Genomic DNA, 16,740 nt, shown 5'->3' on the forward strand with positions numbered 1-16,740 from the left:
TTAAGGGTTGCTTTTTCGGGCAGTCCTCGTCTGTGACGATCTGACGCACGACTCGGTGAACCGCGGGTACGTGACGGTGTTACTCGACGCTCTCCGCACGCCACGCCGCGAACGACTCGAGTTCAGCCGTCTCGTCGAAGCGTTCGATACACGGAACATCGTAGGGATGTTCCGCCTGGACGCGGGCGACGAGTTCGTCGTAGGCGTCGTCGGTGGTCTTCGCGAGGAGGATGGCCTCCTCATCGCGGTGCACGTCGCCGTCCCAGCGGTACGTCGAGGTCGTCGAGAGGCGGTTGACACAGGCGGCGAGGCGCTCATCGACGAGCATCTCGGCGAGTTCAGTGGCCGATTCGGGCGGTGCGGTGATGTAGACGGTTGGCATCGGGCGCCATGTACGGCGTCGGGATACAAAGATGGAGCCACGGAGACGATCGGGTCGGTGCGAGAGCGACCGACGGGCATCGACGGACGCGGCTGTTCGAGTGAACTCGAGATAACTAGCGCCCCGGAGGAAGAATCGATTGCTGCCGGCTGTCGGGCGTCAGCGATCGGCTGTCGCCTGCCGCAGCCGTTCTCTCGTTACTCGTCTGTCGCGACCGGGTTGAAGTTCCCGTTGATGTCCCACTCGTGGAGACAGTGCGGGCTGCCGACCTGTTTTGTGCCGCTCTCGCGGGCGATCTGCCAGGCTTCGAGGTCGTCGTCCCAGTGCTCAGCGCGCCCGCACGACTCACAGATTCGTGCGGTTGGTTTCCGCAACTGTGCGCTCATTACCGGTGATGGGAACTGGACGCACATAACAGTATGGCTGTCCGGCAAGGTCTGCCTTCGACGTTCGTGAACTCGACGCCGGGTTTCGAAATCGATCGTCACGTTTCGGACGCCGTTCTGCGTGCCGGGACGCCTGGATCTCATTCGCGTCCCGAACCACCCCACCGTTCGACCGTCCGTCGCTCAGTAGACGGCGTCGACGATGTCGTCGCGAAGGTCCTCGAACTGGGCGAGATACTCCCGTCGTTCGGCGCGGAGTTCAGCGATTGCTTCGTCGTAGTCGTCGACGTGATCGGGGACGTAGTAGTCCTCGATATCGAGTTCGGGAACGGATTCGGGGATGGTCAGGTCGGTTCGGTCGTCGTCGGTCCACTCGATCGTGCCGCGGGCGGCTTCGGTGAGGATCGTGACCGATTCGGTAACGCCGATGTCCTGGGATTGTGCACCGAGATAGCCGGTGTTGATGACGTAACAGTCGACATCGAGGATGCCGATCAGGTCGTGGAAGATGTTGCCCTCCTCGCCCTCGGAGCCGATGATGAACGGGTTCGTCCCGACGACGCGGATCGACTCGCCGGCCCGCGAGGGATCGCCGGCGCTGGTTTCGATCGATTCGCCGAGCATGAACGCGACGGCGGCCTGGTCGTTGCTGAGCTTCGCGACGGGGGGCATCAACGGGTTGCGGGTGATGAAAAAGACCTGGTCGATGTCGTCCAGATCGATCTCGTCGTCCGCGCTCTCGAGTTCGTCGCGGCGGACGACCGCGCGCGAGTTCGTTGTGTATCGGTCTTCCTCGAAGTGGACAGTGCCGTCGTCGTCGACGGCGACGTTCTCGAGAATGGCGGAGTCGTCGGTGGCGGCGCGGTAGAGACCGGGCTGTTCGTCCTCGTCGAGGCCGATGGTTTTGATGAAGAGTCCGGTGGCCTCGCTACCGGCGACCGAGCCGTCGGGGAGGAGCGCACAGACGTCGTCCTGGCGCATCGAGGCGTCTTCGGGGTCGTCGAGCCAGCAGCCGTGGGAGGTAAGCGTCGATTTGCCGGTCGCGGAAAGGCCCATGAATGCCTGGCCGACGCTCTGGAGGTTGCCGTCTTCGTCGCGGACGCGAACGTGCTTGCTCCCGGCGTGAAGGCCGAGTCCGCCCTGTTGCTTGATCCGGTACATGAACAGGCGGAGGAACGACTTCTTGGCCTCGCCGATGTAGTCGGTTCCGAGCACGGCGGTAAAGCCGGTCTCGGGAAGGACGCGGATCGCCCGCTCCTCGTGGTCCGGCAGGTGGACGGTGTACAGATCGGGCTCGCGGCCGCCGGATGGCTCGAACAGGTTCGCCCAGCCGAGCGCGAGGCGGGCGTGTTCGACGGGCACGAACAGCCGGCAACAGAAGGTCGCCTCTGGGTGTCGCCCCATCAGCCGATCGACGCAGACCAGTTCGCGCTCACCCGCGAGTTCGACTGCATCCTCGACGAGCGCGTCGTCGGCCGCGGTGAACTCGTGGTCGACGGCGTTTTTCGTCCGGTCTGAGCTCCGCGAGCGGACGTCGCTGACGTAGGACGGCGATCCGAACTCGGTGGTCGTCTCCTGGTGGGAGGCGAGGTCGCGAAGTTCGGTGAGCGATAGATTGTGCCGAACGTTCGACGCTGTTACTGGGTCGGGAAGCTGTTGATCCAGCGGACGGGGTTCCGTCCCGGTTTCGGACATATACATAACCCACCACCATCCTGATGTATAAACGTGGAGGATTTTGCGCTGAGTGTGTCATGACTTCCCGAACCGGGATTCAGTGTTTGGCGTCTCATACGTCTCTACGACCTATATATAGTCTCTCCCTTCCCAGCGGAATGATTGTCTGAAATCAGAGGTGTTGCGATGAGAACTCACATCAGAAATAATTCTAACTCCGAGGGAAAGACGTGCCGTTGTTTCGCGGTCTGCTGTGTTCACCCCGGCAGTAATATGTGCTTTCTGGTCTGTGCTGCGTTATCAACCACCAACTGAAACTAATGTGCATACATAAACGATAGTATCTCGTTACTACGCGCGATGGCCTCCCTGGATCGAATCCGTATTCACCCGATCAAGTCCCTCGATGCAGTGACGCTCCGGACAGCCACAATTCGGACCGGCGGTGGGCTGGCGTGGGATCGGCGCTACGCGATCGTCGAGCGAAACGGTGAGGATGAGCCCCTCGACGACACGCCGCCGATTTCGAGTTCGGATCACGCTCTGCAGGCAAGCGATACCTACGTCAACGGCAAGCGCGAACCGGCGGTTCACGGACTGTGCACCGAGTACGATCTTGAGCGCGAGACGGTGACCCTCTCGGATACCGGCGACCCGACTGTAGACGGCGATACGTTTCACCTCGAACTCGACCGGGACTGTCTCGCCTCGTGGCTCTCCGAGTATCTCGGCTATCCCGTTGAACTCGTTCGCAACGAGGCGGGCGGATTTCCGGACGATACGGACGCGTCCGGCCCGACTATAATTGCCAAAGCGACGCTCGAGACGGTGGCATCGTGGTACGACGACATCGATTCGCCGGAGCTGTGTCGCCGGCTTCGGCCGAACCTCGTGGTCGAGGGCGTTCCAGCGTTCTGGGAAGACCGCCTCTACGGCCCGCCTGGCCAGGGAGTTTCGTTCACTATCGGAGCAGTCACATTCCAGGGGATCAACCCGTGCCAGCGGTGTGTGGTTCCGACGCGAAACCCCGACACCGGCGAGCAGACCGACGGGTTCCGAGAGACCTTCATCGAGCGCCGCCGGGAGACGCTGCCGGACTGGGCGAGCGAGGCGTGGTTCGATCAGTACTTCCGGTTGATGGTCACCACGAACGTCACCGAGTCGTCGTGGGGAACAGCGATTGAGACCGGGGACGTAGTTTCGGTCGGTGAGCGCCAGCGCGTCCCGCAGTAACTCCGTCAGCAGCCCCGCCCCCGTTTTCACATCTGGTACTCACGGGCAAAGTACCAAGAGTAACCCCTGGGTTGTCGTCGCATGGACTACGGTCTCGATATCGGTGCGGACGCGATCCGGCTGGCGAGCGGCCAGCCTGCCTCACCGTCCGTCGCGTCGACACCCGCGCTCGTGCTCGCGACCTCGACGCTCGAAGCGACGCCGCCAGCGAGCAATGCTGAACTCGTCGAAACCGCTGACGCGGCGTATCACGTCGGTTCGGACGCCCTCGCAGCGGCGGAGACGGAAGACGACGAACCCGGGTCGCTGTTCCGGAACGGCGTGCTCCCGCCCGACCCTCACGGCGACGCGGCGTTTGCCGCACTCGTTGAGAGCGTCTTCGCCGAGCAGGAGACCCAGGGGCAGGCACAGGCACAGTCGGCCGAAACCGGCGGTCGGCTCTGTTACACGACGCCGGGCACGCTCGTCGACGCCGACGCACCGACCGACGCCCACCGAGAGACCGTCGCCTCGACGCTCGAAACTGCCGTGAATCGTCACGGGAACGGAAACGGAAACGAGAACGGGGACGGAGACGGGAACGAGTTCAGTGTCAGTGTGACGCCGATCAGCCGGGGCTTTGCGGTCATCTACGACCAGTTCGCTGCGGACAACTACACCGGACTTGGAATCTGTTTGGGACCGCAGACGACGAGCGTCGCGCTGGCGTACTACGGCGTCCCGGTCCTCGCGTTCGCCGTTCCGCGGGGCACCGACTGGATCGTCGACCGGGCGACCGATGAAACCGGTCACGCACCCGAACGGGTCCGCAGCGTGCTCGAAACGTTCGAACTCGACCCCGACGCGGACCCCGGCCCGGTCGAGCGCGCACTCGCCACGGCGTTCGACGACCTCGTCGGTGAACTCGGCGACGCGCTCGGTGTGCAGGCGACCGAGGCCGACCTTCAGCGGGGCGTCGCTGTGCCGATCGCAGTCGCAGGCTCGGGTGCCGTCGAGGGACTCGAGTTCCTGCTAGGCGGTCGATTCGATGCGGCAGGGCTGTCGCTCTCGATCCGCGGCGTGCGACTCGCCGACGATCCCAAGGCGAGTCCGGCGCGAGGCGCACTCGCAGCCGCTGCGGACGAGGTCGAGCCCTACGAGGACGTGACGTGGGGCGATGCGCCGAAGGACGGACCATCGGGCGAGACGTCGGAAAGCGAGCACGCAGCGCCGACGGCACAGGCCGATGACGCGACGCTGTCGTTCGACGACACGGCTCCCGATAGCGACGCCGTCGGAGATGCCGCGGATGACGCTATCGACACCCTGTTCGACCGACTCGCGAACCGGGACGACGAGATTCAGGGCCTCACGGCCGACCTCGATCGGCTCGAAGCCACCGTCGAAACCGTCGGCGATCGAACGGCCGACGCTACCGACCTCGATGCCGTCGAAACCGAACTTGAGCGCGTCCGGGAGCGCATCGACGACCTCGAAGCCCGCGTCGACGAGTGCAGAACCGACCTCGACGACAATCGGGAGCGAGCCGACGACCTGGAGGAGACTCTCGAAACAACGACGACCCTCGACGCAGTCGAGACCAGGACCGATGACATCGCGGCCGATACCGACCGCCTCGCCGACGAGTTCACCGCACTTGCCGATCGCTGTCCGGAGGGTGACCTCGCAACCCGAAGCGCGGTTACGGCGCTCGAAGACGAACTCGAATCCGTTCGGACGACCCTCGAAGAACTCGAGGAACTCGAGGATCGCGTCGACACGGCCGAAGCGGACAGCGAAACCGCGGACGCGGCATTCGAGGACCGATTCGCGGCCCTGACCGATCGACTCGACGCGATCGACGAGCGAGTGATCGACTCCAGTGACCGCCTCGAATCCGTCGCCGCTGACGCGGATTCCGTCGAAGCGGCCGTGACGGGCGTTGCCGATGACGTAGACGACATTGAGAGTGAACTCGCCACCGTTGTGGCCGACGTTGCCTCTCTCGATGATGACGTAACGACGCTCGACGAGCGGATAACCGCTCTCGAGGACTCCGAAACGGCGCTTGACGACTCCGAAACCGCACTCGACGAGTTCAATCGTGAACTCGAGACGCTCTCGGCTGCCGTCGAGTCCACCCCCGACGCCGCAACGGTCGACGACCTCGCTGCTGAGACGGACCGGGTAGCCGCCGATATCGACTCGGTCCGCGAAACTGTCTCGGCCGTCGACTCCGAGCAGACCGCAGTCGAGGAGCGACTCGACGACCTGGACGAGACCCTCGCGGATACCGTGAGCCAAGACGAGTTCGCCGCGCTTCGTTCGGAACTCGAAGACCGCGAGGAACAGGCGTCGTCGCCGAGTTCACTCGGCGGCCCGCTGCTCGCCGGTGGCGGTGGCGCTGGTGTCGTCGCTGGCGCGCTCATCGCACTCGCAGTACCCGGAACAGGCGGGGTCGGTGTCGCCGCAGCCGCGGTCGGTGCCGCGTTGCTCGCGGCTGCCGTCGCGGTGACTCGGTAGGTCGACTCCCGTTCCGGTTGCGGGTGGTCGCTTCCTCTCAGCTTCGAGCCGTCGTTTCATCCTCGACGATCGAATCGTCCGCGACGTTCGGCGCGCCGATCGCAAGCACGCGACTCTCCTCGACGGCCTCGAGTTGCCGCCAGGACTCGGGCGGGACGACCATGAACTCGTGTTCCGTGAGCGTGACGACATCGCGTTCGGTCTCCCGTTCGACCGTCACATCGACGGTTCCCTCGAGAACGACGTACAGTTCCTCCTGCTCGTCTTGCCGGTGGTAGGTGCTTTCCTCGCCGCGTTCGTAGTGCCAGACGCTCGGACGCATCTGCTCGGGTTGCAATTCGAGTCCGACGGGAAGCAGCGTCGGTTCGAGTTCGTCCAGCTCGCGCGACTCGACGGTATCGAGGGACACAACCGAGTATAGCGACATGGGCGATGGTTCGACGACCGGGTGCAAAAAACCGCGGCAGGGACGAGACGGTCCACTCAGTCGTGGATCGGTTCGACGTTTCGCATCTCGCCCCCGCACTGTCGACAGGTACTGACGAGTGCGTCGGCGACCGCTTCCCGGCGGCCGCACTGGACGCACTCGAACTCGACCGGTTCGACGAGTGTCATACCACTTGTAGGGATTGAGGTGTGTTAACTCTTTTCGTGATGTGCGGGTCGGTCGGTATGCCAGAGAACGATGGCGAGACCCGTCGCGACGATAATGGAGGCGGTCAGCAGCCAGAACGCCGGCTGGAAGCCGGCGGCGTCCGAAATCACGCCGACGATCGCCGGCGAGATCGCACCGGCCGCCATGAGCAGCGTTCGGACGACGCCGAGTCCCCCGCCGGCCACGTCGTCCGGAATCGCCGACATCAGATACGCACCCCTGACGGGCCGAAACCCGTGTGAGCCGATGCCTGCAGCGATGAGCGCGCCGCCAAGCACGATCGGACCGGCGGTGTTCGTCAGCGAGACGAACGCGATCAGCGCAAGCGACGCGAGACCAAGGGTTGCGGTAATAAGCGGCAGTCGGCCGACCCGATCGCTCAGATCGCCGGTCACCAACTGCACCAGACTCGCCAGAAAGAGCCCGCTGAAGAGGACGTTCGCCGTCCCGTCGGTCAACCCGGCTTCCGTCGTCAGATACTGCGGCGCGAACGAGACCAGGCCGTTGTACGTGAACGAAAACAGCACGGTCACCAGTGCGAAGGCCGCAAACCGCGGATCGCGAAAGAGCGACGCGTACTGCCTGAACTCGTCGAGACTGACGCCGCTGGTCGTGCCGCCATCCGTCGTTTCGTCCGGGATGCGCTGTGGCACGCGGATCCAGAAGAGCACGGTCAGGACGAGTCCACAGAGCCCGGCACTCAGGAAGACTAGTCGCCAGCTTGCCCCGAGTACGAACGGCACGCCTGCAACGAGCACGACGGCCCAGGGCGCGACGACACCGGCGAACGCACCGAACGTATCCAAAACCCCGAGCGCGCGGCCGGTTCGCGCCGGATACGCTCGCGAGAGCAGCCGGACGGCGACGGTTTTGTGCGCGCCAGTTCCCGCGCCCATAACGAGCATCACGCCGACGAGGACGAGAAACGACGAGTCGACGACGAGGGCGAGCGAGGAAACCGCGGCGACGAGCACCCCGGTCGTGATGACCGTCACCGAGCCGAGGCGGTCGGCAAGCACGCCGGAGGGAAACTGCATCGCCGCGTACACCAGCATGAATCCGGAAAACGCCGTCCCTAAAGCGGTGTTCGAGACGTGATACGTCTCCTGAAACGAACCGAAAAGCGGCGGGAAAACGTATCGCAGAAACTTTGCCAGAAACCAGATTCCGGCCGTCAACAACAGCGCATCGAAGTGGCCGACTCGTCGTACCGCCGTCCTAACCGACATTCGGTTCTCGTTTCCCGTAGGACGCCCGCCGGACGAGAAGCCTCCGGTCCCGGCAGATCTCTTGGCTACCGCCACGGGGACAGTGACGCATCGCGATGGGCGCTCGATCTGAAATGGTGGTGTGATTAAATCACATATTATTGTATTCTTCCCTAGCAGGCAGTATTTATATACGGGTTCGTCGTACTCCGCTCTACGCATGGCAGTAACTACAACCGACTGGTCCGATCCCGTTTCGTGTCCGTTCTGCGGCGACGAGCTCGCCTCGCCGGGCGCTGGCTTCGTCGACCACATTCACGAGAACGAAGCCTGCGAGGACGAGTTCACGTTCTGGCGCGAGAACGTAAGCGGGGACCTAGCGGGAGAGTGGTCGGGCTAAGCCGAGACTGGACCGACGACAAACCACCGAGCCGTCAGTCGAAATCCGGCAGGTCCTCCGGCGGTTCGTACGCCGCCTCCCAGTCGATATACTCCTCTTTTAAGATCACCGAGACGACCTGTCCGAACTCGGTCAGCGCGGCGTTGATCGCCGAGACGGTGCCCCAGGTATCGAGTTCGGGATGGTACTCTCTGGCCTGCCAGTCCTCCGGAATGCCGGGCGCGTGGTAGCCGACTCGGTCGGCGAAGTCGTCCCAGAAGAAGTCAAATTCCGCGAAGAGATCGAGGTCGCGAGCGATGCCGAACTCGCGTTGATCGAGGTTGGTGTCGGCTCGCCACTCCTCGAAGGCTTCCTCCCAGGCACCGTTCTCGAGGAACTCCTGGAGTTCTTCGCGGCGGTAGTCGATTTCCTCGGAGCCGCCGCTGATCGTCGCGTCCTCGTACTCGTTGGGATCGACGAAATCGAGCGTCGGCGGTTCTGGGATGTCGACCTCGAGTGTCATACGTCACGCTCGGACTGCCGAGGGGTAAATACCATCGGTCGTTCGCCGAGTTCGACGTTCGTTCGGCGAGTCGGTCGGAAGACCGTTCGACGGTTTCCCCCACAGTTATTCGGCTCGCCCGTGACACTCTCGTATGGGCAATCGTAGCGGGCGCGGCGCTGAGCGGGCCCCCGAAACCGGGAGCCGAGGCTACGGTTACAGCCTCCCGGAAATCTTTGCAATTACGTTCGTCCTTGCGGACGTAATCGTCATCGCGGTGGCGCTGTTTGCCGGTCCCCTGTATGCGGTCGTTCTCACGGTGTTGCTCGTCGCCAGTGCGTTCCTCGTCTGGTTTCTCGCGCGACAGGCGTCCAAACAGGACCGCGAGGCCGAGATCGGTCGGTCCGCCGACCGCGAGACGAGCGAGGACGCCGACTCACCAGCCGGAACCGATCCGGTGACGACGCTCCAGCGCCGGTACGCCGAGGGCGAACTGACGGAAGCCGAGTTCGAGCGCCGACTCGATCGCGTTCTCGACGCGAACGAGCGCGCGGCCGACGCGGACGTCGATACTGCCGATCTTGAACTCGAACGGTCGTCGTAACAGGGGTACGACGGGGCATCCGTTTCGAACGGCGACATGTAGACTCTTGCTAATATTTATGATTGGGTAACACGAATCGCAAGTATGGAACGGCTCGCCCGCACGATCCGAACGAGTTCGTACGCGCTTGCACTCTTCCTGATGGGTGTGATTCCAGGGGGTATCGTCCTCGGCTCGATAGTGGGGTTCTTCGGTTGGTCGCTCGCTGGCCTCCCGATCGATGGCGAGACGGTGACGCCCATCGTGTTTGTCGTGGTGCCAGCGTTGCTTCCGCTGTCGTTGGTCGCCCGGGCGGCGGTCGGTGGGAGCGCCGTCGAGAAGGTGTTTGCGGCGCTTTCGGTGCCGTGTCTTTGCGTCTCGCTGTGGGCTGGCTACAGTAGTGTCGCTGCGTCCGGAATCGTCGGCATCAGCGGGGTACTCTCGTTCGGCGCGGGCGTCTTCCTCGCCCTCATCGTGCTCGCCGACGCCGTCATCGAGTGGCGGCTAGCGGACCCTCGCGCGTCGGTGCAGCGCTCCGGATAAACAGTGTGAACACGGAACAATGGTGCGGTAGCATTATACAATTCTACTGAGCAGTAGTCGCCATGCCGTCGTTTGTAACCCCACCGCCGCTCGAACGCGGTGACAAGATTGCGGTGATTGCCCCGTCGTCGAACCCGACGACCGAGTTCAGCGACGTCTACGAACTGGGACTCGAACGCCTCCGCGAGGTGTTCGACCTCGAGCCGGTCGAGTTCCCGACGGTATCGCACGACGACGAGTTCCTGCTGGAGCACCCGGAAGCCCGTGCACGGGACATCATGGACGCGTTCGAAGACCCGGATATCAGCGGCGTTATCGCTGTGATCGGTGGGAACGACCAGATTCGAGTGCTCGAACACCTCGATCCCGACATCCTTCGGGAGAATCCGACGCGGTTCTACGGCTACAGCGATAACACGAACCTCGCGCTCTACCTCTGGAACCTCGGCATCGTCTCCTACTACGGCCCGACCGTGATGGCTGAACTCGCGATGGACGGGCACATGTTCGAGCACACCGTCGAGTTCACCGAGCGCGCGTTGTTCGAGGAGTCGGTCGGCGAGATCCGCCCCGCCGGGGCGTTCACGGACGAACCCGGCGACTGGGCGACGCCCGAACTGCTCGACGAGCCCCGCGAGACCGAGCCGAATCCCGGCTGGCGGTGGGCCGGCGGCGACGAGCGCGCCGCGGGGCGGCTCTGGGGCGGCTGTCTCGAAATCCTCGATCAGCAGTTTCTCGCGGGACGATACCTGCCGGACGAGACCGAACTCGACGGAACGATCCTCGCGCTCGAAACCTCCGAGGAGTTGCCCGAATCATCCTGGGTCGCGGGCGTCCTTCGGGCGCTAGGCGAGCGCGGACTGCTCGAGCGGTTCGACGGCGTTCTCGTCGGGCGACCGCCGGCGCGGTCGCATCTCGATGATCGGCCGGCCGAGCGCCGCACGCAGTACCGCACCCAGCAGCGGACGGTGATCACGGAGGCCTTCGATCGGTACAATCCCACCGCACCGATCGTCTTCAACGTCGACTTCGGGCACACCTGGCCGACGACGCCGATGCCGATCGGTACGCGCGTTGAACTCGATCCGGGGACCGAGACGGTTCGGTTCTCGTGAGGACACGTTCGGATGGGGTTGCACTCTCCCTGGTGAGTTTCCAAGGGCTTCTCAAGCACTACTGGGACTTCGAGTTCCGGTGACTGCAGAACTGCAACCGAGCTCAGTTCGAAAGAGATCCGGTTCCGGTTCCGATTCCGGCTCTGGCTCCGGTTTCGACTCCGGTTTTGGTTGGATTCGGTGCCGTCAGTCCCGGTTCCGATACTCGCGCTGTTCGTTCGCAAGCGCCCGTTCGCGTCGCCGCGCTCCCTCGTCAGTACTGACCGTGAGTTCGGGAACCGTTGTCGGCTCGTTGTCCTCGTCGATTGCGACGTAGACGAAGTACGACTCGGTCGTCTTCTCGCGTTCGCCGGTTCGAGGGTCCTCGCGCTCGGTAATCAGGCGAACGCGGACGCTTGATTCGCCCGCATCGTAGACGTAGGCCGTGATGTGTGCCGTGTCGCCGACGGCAATCGGACGTTCGAAGTGCATCTGGTTGACGCGGGCGGTGACGCAGGTTTCGCCCGAGAATCGCATGGCCGACATCGCGCCGACCTCGTCCATCCACTTCATGACGTTCCCGCCGTGGGCCGAGTCGAGCATGTTGGCGTGGTTCGGCTGTACCATCTCTCGATTCTCGACGAGCGTCTCCATCAGATCGGTCATTGCCCGCAGTTTCCCCACGACGACAATCAGTCTTGCCGTCGCCGTACACGGCTGGGACGCGCTACCATCGCGCAGTTCGATACTGGTAAAAGTCGTGGCCGAGTTGATCCGGTAATGAGTAATGCAGGCGACGCCGACGCGCCGGACCCCCCCGATCCCGTCGCGGCCGGCGAGACGGATACGTCGCAGGACGGTTCCGTCACCGTTCTCGGAACTGCCCACGTCTCGCAGGCGAGCGTCGACGAAGTTCGCGACGCCGTCGCAGAAGAGCAACCCGACGTGGTCGCCGTCGAACTCGACGAAGGCCGATACAATCAGATGCAAGGCGGCACTCCCGACGACATCGAATCCCAGGACCTCCTCTCGGGAAACACGGTCTTTCAGTTCCTGGCCTACTGGATGCTCTCGTACGTCCAGTCACGGCTCGGCGATCAGTTCGACATCGAACCCGGTGCCGACATGCGCGCCGCGATCGATGCGGCCGAACGCAACGGTAGCGGTGTCTCGCTCGTCGACCGAGACATTCAGGTAACGATCCAGCGATTCTGGAACGGCCTCTCATTTACGGAAAAACTGAAAATGGTCGGCGGTCTCGCCCTCGGCATCACCGATCCCCGAACGATCGGGCTTACCTTCGGGGCCGTCATCGGCCTCCTCACTGGCCTCCTCTTTGCCATTTTTATCGCGCCGATGGTCGGCCTCGGTGATTTCTTCTTGCTCGGGCTCACCGACTCGGCGGCGCTTCAGACCGTCGGTGCGCTCGGTCTTGGAACGATCGCCGGTGCGTTCGTCGGGCTCCTCTTTTTCCCCTCGATCAGGGCGGCCGACCGCTACGGCGGCGAGTTCATAAACGGCGTTTCGGCTCGCACGCTCGTCGGCATCGTGATCGGGGTCGGCGGGTCGCTGGCGCTTGTCGAGACGGGGACGTTCGTCGGCCCGATCTCGGCGACGCTGTTCGAGAACGCCGGCAGCTACTCGCTCCGTAGCGTGGTCGGCGCGCTCACCGGGCTCGGTGTCGGTGTCTCCGCCGGGGCTCTCCTCGGGATACTCTTTGGCCTGCTTAGCGGCGATGTCGAGGAGGTAGAGGAAATCGATATCGAGGAGATGACCGACGGCGACGTCGTCTCCGCGATGATGGAGGAGTTCCGCCAGTTCAGCCCGCGCGGGGCGAACGCACTGATCGACGAACGAGACGCCTACATCGCACACAACCTGCAGACGCTGCGCGAACACGGGTACGACGTGCTGGCGGTTGTCGGTGCCGGCCACAGAGCCGGTATCGAGCGATACCTCGAGCATCCGGACGAACTCCCGCCCATGGAGTCGATAACCGGGACTGCCTCAAGTCGACGCTTCTCGCCGTTGAAGATACTCGGCTACCTGGCTATGGTCGGCTTCATCGGCTTTTTCTTCCTGCTGATGATGGCCGGCGTGCAAGACACGTTCTTGCTCCAGCTGTTTGCGGCGTGGTTCCTGTTCAACGGCATCTTCGCGTTCACGCTCGCCCGACTCGCCGGCGCACGCTGGACCAGCGCCGGCGTCGGCGGCTGTGTCGCCTGGCTGACCAGCATCAATCCGCTGCTCGCGCCGGGCTGGTTCGCCGGCTACGTCGAACTCAAACACCGCCCGGTCAACGTTCGCGACATCCAGACGCTGAACGAAATCGTCGGCGACGCCGACCGCCCTATCTCCGAGGCGATCGACGACATGTTCAACGTGCCGCTGTTCCGACTGATCATGATCGTCGCGCTGACGAACATCGGCAGTCTGATCGCGACCATCCTGTTCCCGTTCGTCGTCCTCGAATGGCTGGCCCCGGGTATCGGCGGCGTCGACGCCCTCCTCGCCGAACTGCTTCACGGAGCCGAAAACAGCCTCGAACTCCTTCGAGGGTTGCTCCCATGAGCGTTCAAACCGGTCGTCGGTCCGAACCCGAACTCTCCTTTAGCGACAAGGAACTGCTCGACCTGGCGCTTTCCTGGATCACGCTCAGCGTCGCGTTCGCGCTCATGCTCGCCCCGATCCACCGCGGGGCCACCATGGGAAGTTTCATCCTAATGGTCGGACTGAGCTTCGTCACCGTTGGCGTCGCCTTCCTGCTTCACGAACTCGCACACAAGGTCGTCGCCATCGAACACGGCCAGATTGCGGAGTTTCGCGCCGACTACCAGATGCTTTTCATGGCGATCATGAGCGCCCTGATCGGCTTTCTCTTCGCTGCACCCGGGGCCGTCTACCATCGCGGCCGGATCACGAAGCGCGAGAACGCGATGATCTCGCTCGCGGGCCCGGTCACGAACCTCCTGCTCGCATTGTTGTTCCTACCGCTGATGATCTTCCCCAATCTTCTCGGGACGATCGGCCAGATGGGCGTCTGGATCAACCTCTTCCTGGCCGCGTTCAACATGATTCCGTTCGGCCCGCTCGACGGCAAGTCAATTTACAACTGGAACAAGGGCGTCTTCGCACTCGTCTTCATCCCGAGCATTCTGCTCGCGGGGTACGTCGTGTTGTTCGTCGGGCTGTTCTGATCTGCGCCGGCCTTGATTCTTCCACTTTCCTGCTGTGGCTTCGACGGACCGGTGATCTTTTGCTCGCCCCGCGCGGTCGTTCCCACATGACGGAGTCCGCGGACGACGGGAACCAGCACGACGACGAAGAACGGCTCACCTACGCTGATACCGGCGTCGACATCGAGGCCAGCGAGGACGCGACCGCGGCCCTGCTCGAGGCCTTCGGCAGCGACCTCACGACCGAGTACGCCGGCTTGCTCGACATCGGCGACCGATACCTTGCCCTCGCCACCGACGGCGTCGGCACGAAACTCCTCGTCGCCGAAGCCGTCGGCGACGCCTCGACCATCGGCATCGACTGCATCGCGATGAACGTAAACGACCTCGTCGCTGCAGGTGTCGACCCCGTCGGCTTCGTCGACTACCTCGCGATCGACGACCCCGACGAAACGCTGACCAACGAGATCGGCGAGGGCTTGGCCGTCGGCCTCGAACGGGCCGACCTTACCATGCTCGGCGGCGAAACCGCTGTCATGCCCGATGTCGTCGAGGGCTTCGACCTCGCCGGAACCTGCGTCGGACTCGCCGACAAGGACGCCGTCTTCGACGGCGAGGCACAGGTCGGGGACGCGCTCGTCGGCTTCCCCTCGAACGGTATCCACTCGAACGGCCTCACGCTCGCCCGCGAAGCCGTCACGCGCGAGCACGACTACGACGACGAGTTCCCGCTCGCTCCCGAGCGAACCATCGGCGAGGAACTCCTGCGACCGACCCGAATCTACACGGACCTCCTCGAACCAATGTGCGACCACGGCGTCCACGCGGCCGCCCACGTCACCGGCGGCGGCTGGACGAACCTGCTGCGTATGGGCGGACGACGATACGTGATCGACGACCCGCTGCCGGCCCAGCCCATCTTCGAGTTCATCCAGCAGGAAGGCGCGGTGACCGACGCGGAGATGCACCGCACCTTCAACATGGGCACCGGGTTCGTCGTCGCACTTCCCGAGGATGCGGCGAGTGAACTCGCGGCCGAGACGGACGGTCGGGTTATCGGTCGCGTTGCGGAAGGAAAGACGGTCGAGATCCGCGGGCTATCGTTGTCCTGAGCGGTCTAGGAGGGTACTCGCTATCGATCGGCAGCCTCGTTATTGTTCATTTCGGACTGTGCTGCCGCGCCGGTCGTAGCGCGAATCGTCTCGTACTCCTCGTCGCTGTACGCGACGAATCGAACGTCGGTCAGCGAGTTCGGGTCGGAGGCGGCAATTTCGTCGCCGATGATCGCTGCGCCGTCGGCGAGATCGAACCCGGCGACGCCGCAGCCGAGCGCCGGGATCACGAGCGACTCGCAGCCGAGTTCGTCCGCTCGCTCGAGCGCGTTTCGGGTCGCATCGCGAATGCTCTCGGCGGTCGCCTCCCCAGTGCCGTAGTGAGGCATCGCGGCGGCGTGGATGACGTACTCGGCGTCTAAATCGTAGGCGTCCGTGACCACGACCGCGCCGAGTTCGACCGGTCCACGCTCCATCGCCTCGTCGTTGATTTCCTCGCCCGCGCGCCGGCGGAGCGCTCCGGCGACGCCGGAGCCCATTCGAAGGCTGGTACCGGCCGCGTTAACCAGTGCGTCTGCGGACTGTGCGGCGATGTCGCCCTGGATCACGTCGAACTCCATACCGTACGTATCCGGACCGAGGCCAATGAATCCGGGTGTCGCTTCCACCCCGAGAACAGCATTGTCGCTGGCGAATAGCCGGTCCGCTTACGCCGTGTGAATCCAGTTCCCGGTCGCCGGCCGGTCGTCGACGTCGTCGTTGGCGACCCCGTAAAACTTCTCGCGCCCGACCGGCGTCCGGAGTCGCAGTACCATGGTGTACTCGGTGACGGCAAACGCGGTAATCTCCCGATTCGATCCGCGATACTCGAGTGTGAACTCGCGGGAGGCGTCGTTGTCAGTGGTCACACGATTGCCGAGGGACCAACTCAGCGATTCGATGTTTCCGGGATCGATTCCGAACACCTGGGCGATCGCTGCCCGTCCGCGGTGTCGACTGCCCGACCCCTGTGAGCAGCCATCATGGGAACTCATAGCCAAACAAACGAAACCAACCATGAAAAAAGATCCCATTTCGAAAGGCGACCAAAACCCTTTTAGATTTAGGCCCACCTAATCTCTCGTAATGGACGTGCCTGCCCGTAACGTGGACCCGACGACCGACGATGAACTCGATCTCCCCGCTGTGGCCGTCTCCTGCCACGAAACCCGGCCCGGCAAGATCGTCTTCACTGAGCAAGACAACAACGACGGGTGGATCGCGACGGACCTAACCGTCGACCTCGAGCCGTAAGTCCGTCCCAGTCAGACACGCTCGACAATCTGGTACCGCTGGTTGGACCCAGTTATCGCCTTCGTTTCTGCAACG

20 protein-coding genes are annotated in these 16,740 nt (G+C 63.6%); 10 read left to right on the forward strand and 10 right to left on the reverse strand.

Annotated elements, in window-relative coordinates:
- Window positions 1-79 precede the first annotated feature (79 nt).
- The 3 genes from cutA to C484_RS19055 form a co-directional block, all read right to left on the reverse strand.
- Complete coding sequence (gene cutA, locus C484_RS19045) at window positions 80-382, reverse strand: divalent-cation tolerance protein CutA (protein ID WP_006827514.1); 303 nt, start codon at window positions 380-382, stop codon at window positions 80-82.
- A gap of 197 nt (window positions 383-579) precedes the next feature.
- Window positions 580-768 carry an HEWD family protein gene (locus C484_RS19050; RefSeq protein ID WP_006827515.1) on the reverse strand — a complete coding sequence of 63 codons (189 nt, stop codon included), beginning with the start codon at window positions 766-768 and terminating at the stop codon, window positions 580-582.
- A 183-nt stretch (window positions 769-951) separates the two neighbouring features.
- Window positions 952-2,463 (reverse strand): phosphoenolpyruvate carboxykinase (ATP), encoded by a 1,512-nt coding sequence (locus tag C484_RS19055; RefSeq protein ID WP_049915728.1) that lies wholly within the window; start codon window positions 2,461-2,463, stop codon window positions 952-954.
- A gap of 342 nt (window positions 2,464-2,805) precedes the next feature.
- Between C484_RS19055 and C484_RS19060 the strand changes: the two genes are divergently transcribed.
- Both C484_RS19060 and C484_RS19065 read left to right on the forward strand, forming a co-directional pair.
- Entirely contained in the window at window positions 2,806-3,678 is an 873-nt protein-coding gene (locus tag C484_RS19060) for an MOSC domain-containing protein (protein WP_006827517.1), read from the forward strand.
- A gap of 81 nt (window positions 3,679-3,759) precedes the next feature.
- Complete coding sequence (locus tag C484_RS19065) at window positions 3,760-6,180, forward strand: hypothetical protein (RefSeq protein ID WP_006827518.1); 2,421 nt, start codon at window positions 3,760-3,762, stop codon at window positions 6,178-6,180.
- A gap of 37 nt (window positions 6,181-6,217) precedes the next feature.
- On the opposite strand, the gene C484_RS19070 is transcribed toward C484_RS19065, so the two are convergent.
- From C484_RS19070 to C484_RS19075, 3 genes are read right to left on the reverse strand one after another with little or no spacing between them, the layout of a single operon-like run.
- Window positions 6,218-6,607 carry a cupin domain-containing protein gene (locus C484_RS19070; protein WP_006827519.1) on the reverse strand — a complete coding sequence of 130 codons (390 nt, stop codon included), beginning with the start codon at window positions 6,605-6,607 and terminating at the stop codon, window positions 6,218-6,220.
- A 56-nt stretch (window positions 6,608-6,663) separates the two neighbouring features.
- Complete coding sequence (locus C484_RS23270) at window positions 6,664-6,795, reverse strand: rubrerythrin-like domain-containing protein (protein ID WP_006663785.1); 132 nt, start codon at window positions 6,793-6,795, stop codon at window positions 6,664-6,666.
- 24 nt (window positions 6,796-6,819) lie between these two features.
- Window positions 6,820-8,064, reverse strand: coding sequence for an MFS transporter (locus C484_RS19075; RefSeq protein WP_006827520.1), 1,245 nt, complete (start codon window positions 8,062-8,064; stop codon window positions 6,820-6,822).
- A gap of 199 nt (window positions 8,065-8,263) precedes the next feature.
- Between C484_RS19075 and C484_RS19080 the strand changes: the two genes are divergently transcribed.
- Window positions 8,264-8,443 (forward strand): DUF7501 family protein, encoded by a 180-nt coding sequence (locus C484_RS19080; protein ID WP_006827521.1) that lies wholly within the window; start codon window positions 8,264-8,266, stop codon window positions 8,441-8,443.
- Between the two features lie 34 nt (window positions 8,444-8,477).
- On the opposite strand, the gene C484_RS19085 is transcribed toward C484_RS19080, so the two are convergent.
- Window positions 8,478-8,945, reverse strand: coding sequence for a hypothetical protein (locus C484_RS19085; RefSeq protein WP_006827522.1), 468 nt, complete (start codon window positions 8,943-8,945; stop codon window positions 8,478-8,480).
- A 133-nt stretch (window positions 8,946-9,078) separates the two neighbouring features.
- Here C484_RS19085 and C484_RS19090 point away from each other — a divergent pair, with 133 nt between their 5' ends.
- The 3 genes from C484_RS19090 to C484_RS19100 all read left to right on the forward strand — a co-directional run bounded on the left by C484_RS19090 (window position 9,079) and on the right by C484_RS19100 (window position 11,165).
- Window positions 9,079-9,528: an SHOCT domain-containing protein gene (locus tag C484_RS19090; RefSeq protein WP_006827523.1), complete on the forward strand. Its 450-nt coding sequence runs from the start codon at window positions 9,079-9,081 to the stop codon at window positions 9,526-9,528.
- An 84-nt stretch (window positions 9,529-9,612) separates the two neighbouring features.
- Window positions 9,613-10,050 carry a hypothetical protein gene (locus C484_RS19095; protein WP_006827524.1) on the forward strand — a complete coding sequence of 146 codons (438 nt, stop codon included), beginning with the start codon at window positions 9,613-9,615 and terminating at the stop codon, window positions 10,048-10,050.
- A gap of 62 nt (window positions 10,051-10,112) precedes the next feature.
- Entirely contained in the window at window positions 10,113-11,165 is a 1,053-nt protein-coding gene (locus C484_RS19100) for a S66 family peptidase (protein WP_006827525.1), read from the forward strand.
- A gap of 186 nt (window positions 11,166-11,351) precedes the next feature.
- Here the strand turns inward: C484_RS19100 and C484_RS19105 are convergent, their stop codons facing one another.
- A complete protein-coding gene (locus C484_RS19105) occupies window positions 11,352-11,810 on the reverse strand; it encodes an acyl-CoA thioesterase (protein WP_006827526.1) in 459 nt (152 codons plus the stop codon).
- A 114-nt stretch (window positions 11,811-11,924) separates the two neighbouring features.
- Between C484_RS19105 and C484_RS19110 the strand changes: the two genes are divergently transcribed.
- The 3 genes from C484_RS19110 to purM all read left to right on the forward strand — a co-directional run bounded on the left by C484_RS19110 (window position 11,925) and on the right by purM (window position 15,432).
- On the forward strand, window positions 11,925-13,715 hold the full coding sequence (locus C484_RS19110; protein ID WP_006827527.1) for a TraB/GumN family protein: 1,791 nt from the start codon (window positions 11,925-11,927) through the stop codon (window positions 13,713-13,715).
- Entirely contained in the window at window positions 13,712-14,341 is a 630-nt protein-coding gene (locus tag C484_RS19115; protein ID WP_006663794.1) for a peptidase M50, read from the forward strand. The genes C484_RS19110 and C484_RS19115 overlap by 4 nt, the downstream gene beginning before the upstream one ends.
- 86 nt (window positions 14,342-14,427) lie before the next feature.
- Complete coding sequence (gene purM / locus C484_RS19120; RefSeq protein WP_006827528.1) at window positions 14,428-15,432, forward strand: phosphoribosylformylglycinamidine cyclo-ligase; 1,005 nt, start codon at window positions 14,428-14,430, stop codon at window positions 15,430-15,432.
- A gap of 20 nt (window positions 15,433-15,452) precedes the next feature.
- Here the strand turns inward: purM and C484_RS19125 are convergent, their stop codons facing one another.
- Together C484_RS19125 and C484_RS19130 are read right to left on the reverse strand one after the other, a co-directional pair.
- Entirely contained in the window at window positions 15,453-15,992 is a 540-nt protein-coding gene (locus tag C484_RS19125) for a macro domain-containing protein (RefSeq protein ID WP_049915790.1), read from the reverse strand.
- 87 nt (window positions 15,993-16,079) lie between these two features.
- Window positions 16,080-16,406, reverse strand: coding sequence for a hypothetical protein (locus C484_RS19130; RefSeq protein ID WP_049915731.1), 327 nt, complete (start codon window positions 16,404-16,406; stop codon window positions 16,080-16,082).
- A 91-nt stretch (window positions 16,407-16,497) separates the two neighbouring features.
- On the opposite strand from C484_RS19130, the gene C484_RS23780 reads away from it, so the two are divergent.
- Complete coding sequence (locus C484_RS23780) at window positions 16,498-16,665, forward strand: hypothetical protein (RefSeq protein ID WP_006109216.1); 168 nt, start codon at window positions 16,498-16,500, stop codon at window positions 16,663-16,665.
- Window positions 16,666-16,740: the final 75 nt, after the last annotated feature.

Origin of the sequence: Natrialba taiwanensis DSM 12281, from assembly GCF_000337595.1 — an archaeon.
GTDB classification, from domain to species: Archaea; Halobacteriota; Halobacteria; order Halobacteriales; family Natrialbaceae; genus Natrialba; species Natrialba taiwanensis.

Coding starts and splice junctions, on each gene's coding strand:
- C484_RS19125 (WP_049915790.1), bottom strand. CDS start 15,992: ATGGAGTTCGACGTGATCCAGGGCGACATCGCCGCACAGTCCGCAGAC.
- C484_RS19110 (WP_006827527.1), top strand. CDS start 11,925: ATGAGTAATGCAGGCGACGCCGACGCGCCGGACCCCCCCGATCCCGTC.
- cutA (WP_006827514.1), bottom strand. CDS start 382: ATGCCAACCGTCTACATCACCGCACCGCCCGAATCGGCCACTGAACTC.
- C484_RS19085 (WP_006827522.1), bottom strand. CDS start 8,945: ATGACACTCGAGGTCGACATCCCAGAACCGCCGACGCTCGATTTCGTC.
- C484_RS19105 (WP_006827526.1), bottom strand. CDS start 11,810: ATGACCGATCTGATGGAGACGCTCGTCGAGAATCGAGAGATGGTACAG.
- C484_RS19095 (WP_006827524.1), top strand. CDS start 9,613: ATGGAACGGCTCGCCCGCACGATCCGAACGAGTTCGTACGCGCTTGCA.
- C484_RS23270 (WP_006663785.1), bottom strand. CDS start 6,795: ATGACACTCGTCGAACCGGTCGAGTTCGAGTGCGTCCAGTGCGGCCGC.
- C484_RS19115 (WP_006663794.1), top strand. CDS start 13,712: ATGAGCGTTCAAACCGGTCGTCGGTCCGAACCCGAACTCTCCTTTAGC.
- C484_RS19070 (WP_006827519.1), bottom strand. CDS start 6,607: ATGTCGCTATACTCGGTTGTGTCCCTCGATACCGTCGAGTCGCGCGAG.
- C484_RS23780 (WP_006109216.1), top strand. CDS start 16,498: ATGGACGTGCCTGCCCGTAACGTGGACCCGACGACCGACGATGAACTC.
- purM (WP_006827528.1), top strand. CDS start 14,428: ATGACGGAGTCCGCGGACGACGGGAACCAGCACGACGACGAAGAACGG.
- C484_RS19100 (WP_006827525.1), top strand. CDS start 10,113: ATGCCGTCGTTTGTAACCCCACCGCCGCTCGAACGCGGTGACAAGATT.
- C484_RS19050 (WP_006827515.1), bottom strand. CDS start 768: ATGAGCGCACAGTTGCGGAAACCAACCGCACGAATCTGTGAGTCGTGC.
- C484_RS19130 (WP_049915731.1), bottom strand. CDS start 16,406: ATGAGTTCCCATGATGGCTGCTCACAGGGGTCGGGCAGTCGACACCGC.
- C484_RS19075 (WP_006827520.1), bottom strand. CDS start 8,064: ATGTCGGTTAGGACGGCGGTACGACGAGTCGGCCACTTCGATGCGCTG.
- C484_RS19055 (WP_049915728.1), bottom strand. CDS start 2,463: ATGTCCGAAACCGGGACGGAACCCCGTCCGCTGGATCAACAGCTTCCC.
- C484_RS19060 (WP_006827517.1), top strand. CDS start 2,806: ATGGCCTCCCTGGATCGAATCCGTATTCACCCGATCAAGTCCCTCGAT.
- C484_RS19080 (WP_006827521.1), top strand. CDS start 8,264: ATGGCAGTAACTACAACCGACTGGTCCGATCCCGTTTCGTGTCCGTTC.
- C484_RS19090 (WP_006827523.1), top strand. CDS start 9,079: ATGGGCAATCGTAGCGGGCGCGGCGCTGAGCGGGCCCCCGAAACCGGG.
- C484_RS19065 (WP_006827518.1), top strand. CDS start 3,760: ATGGACTACGGTCTCGATATCGGTGCGGACGCGATCCGGCTGGCGAGC.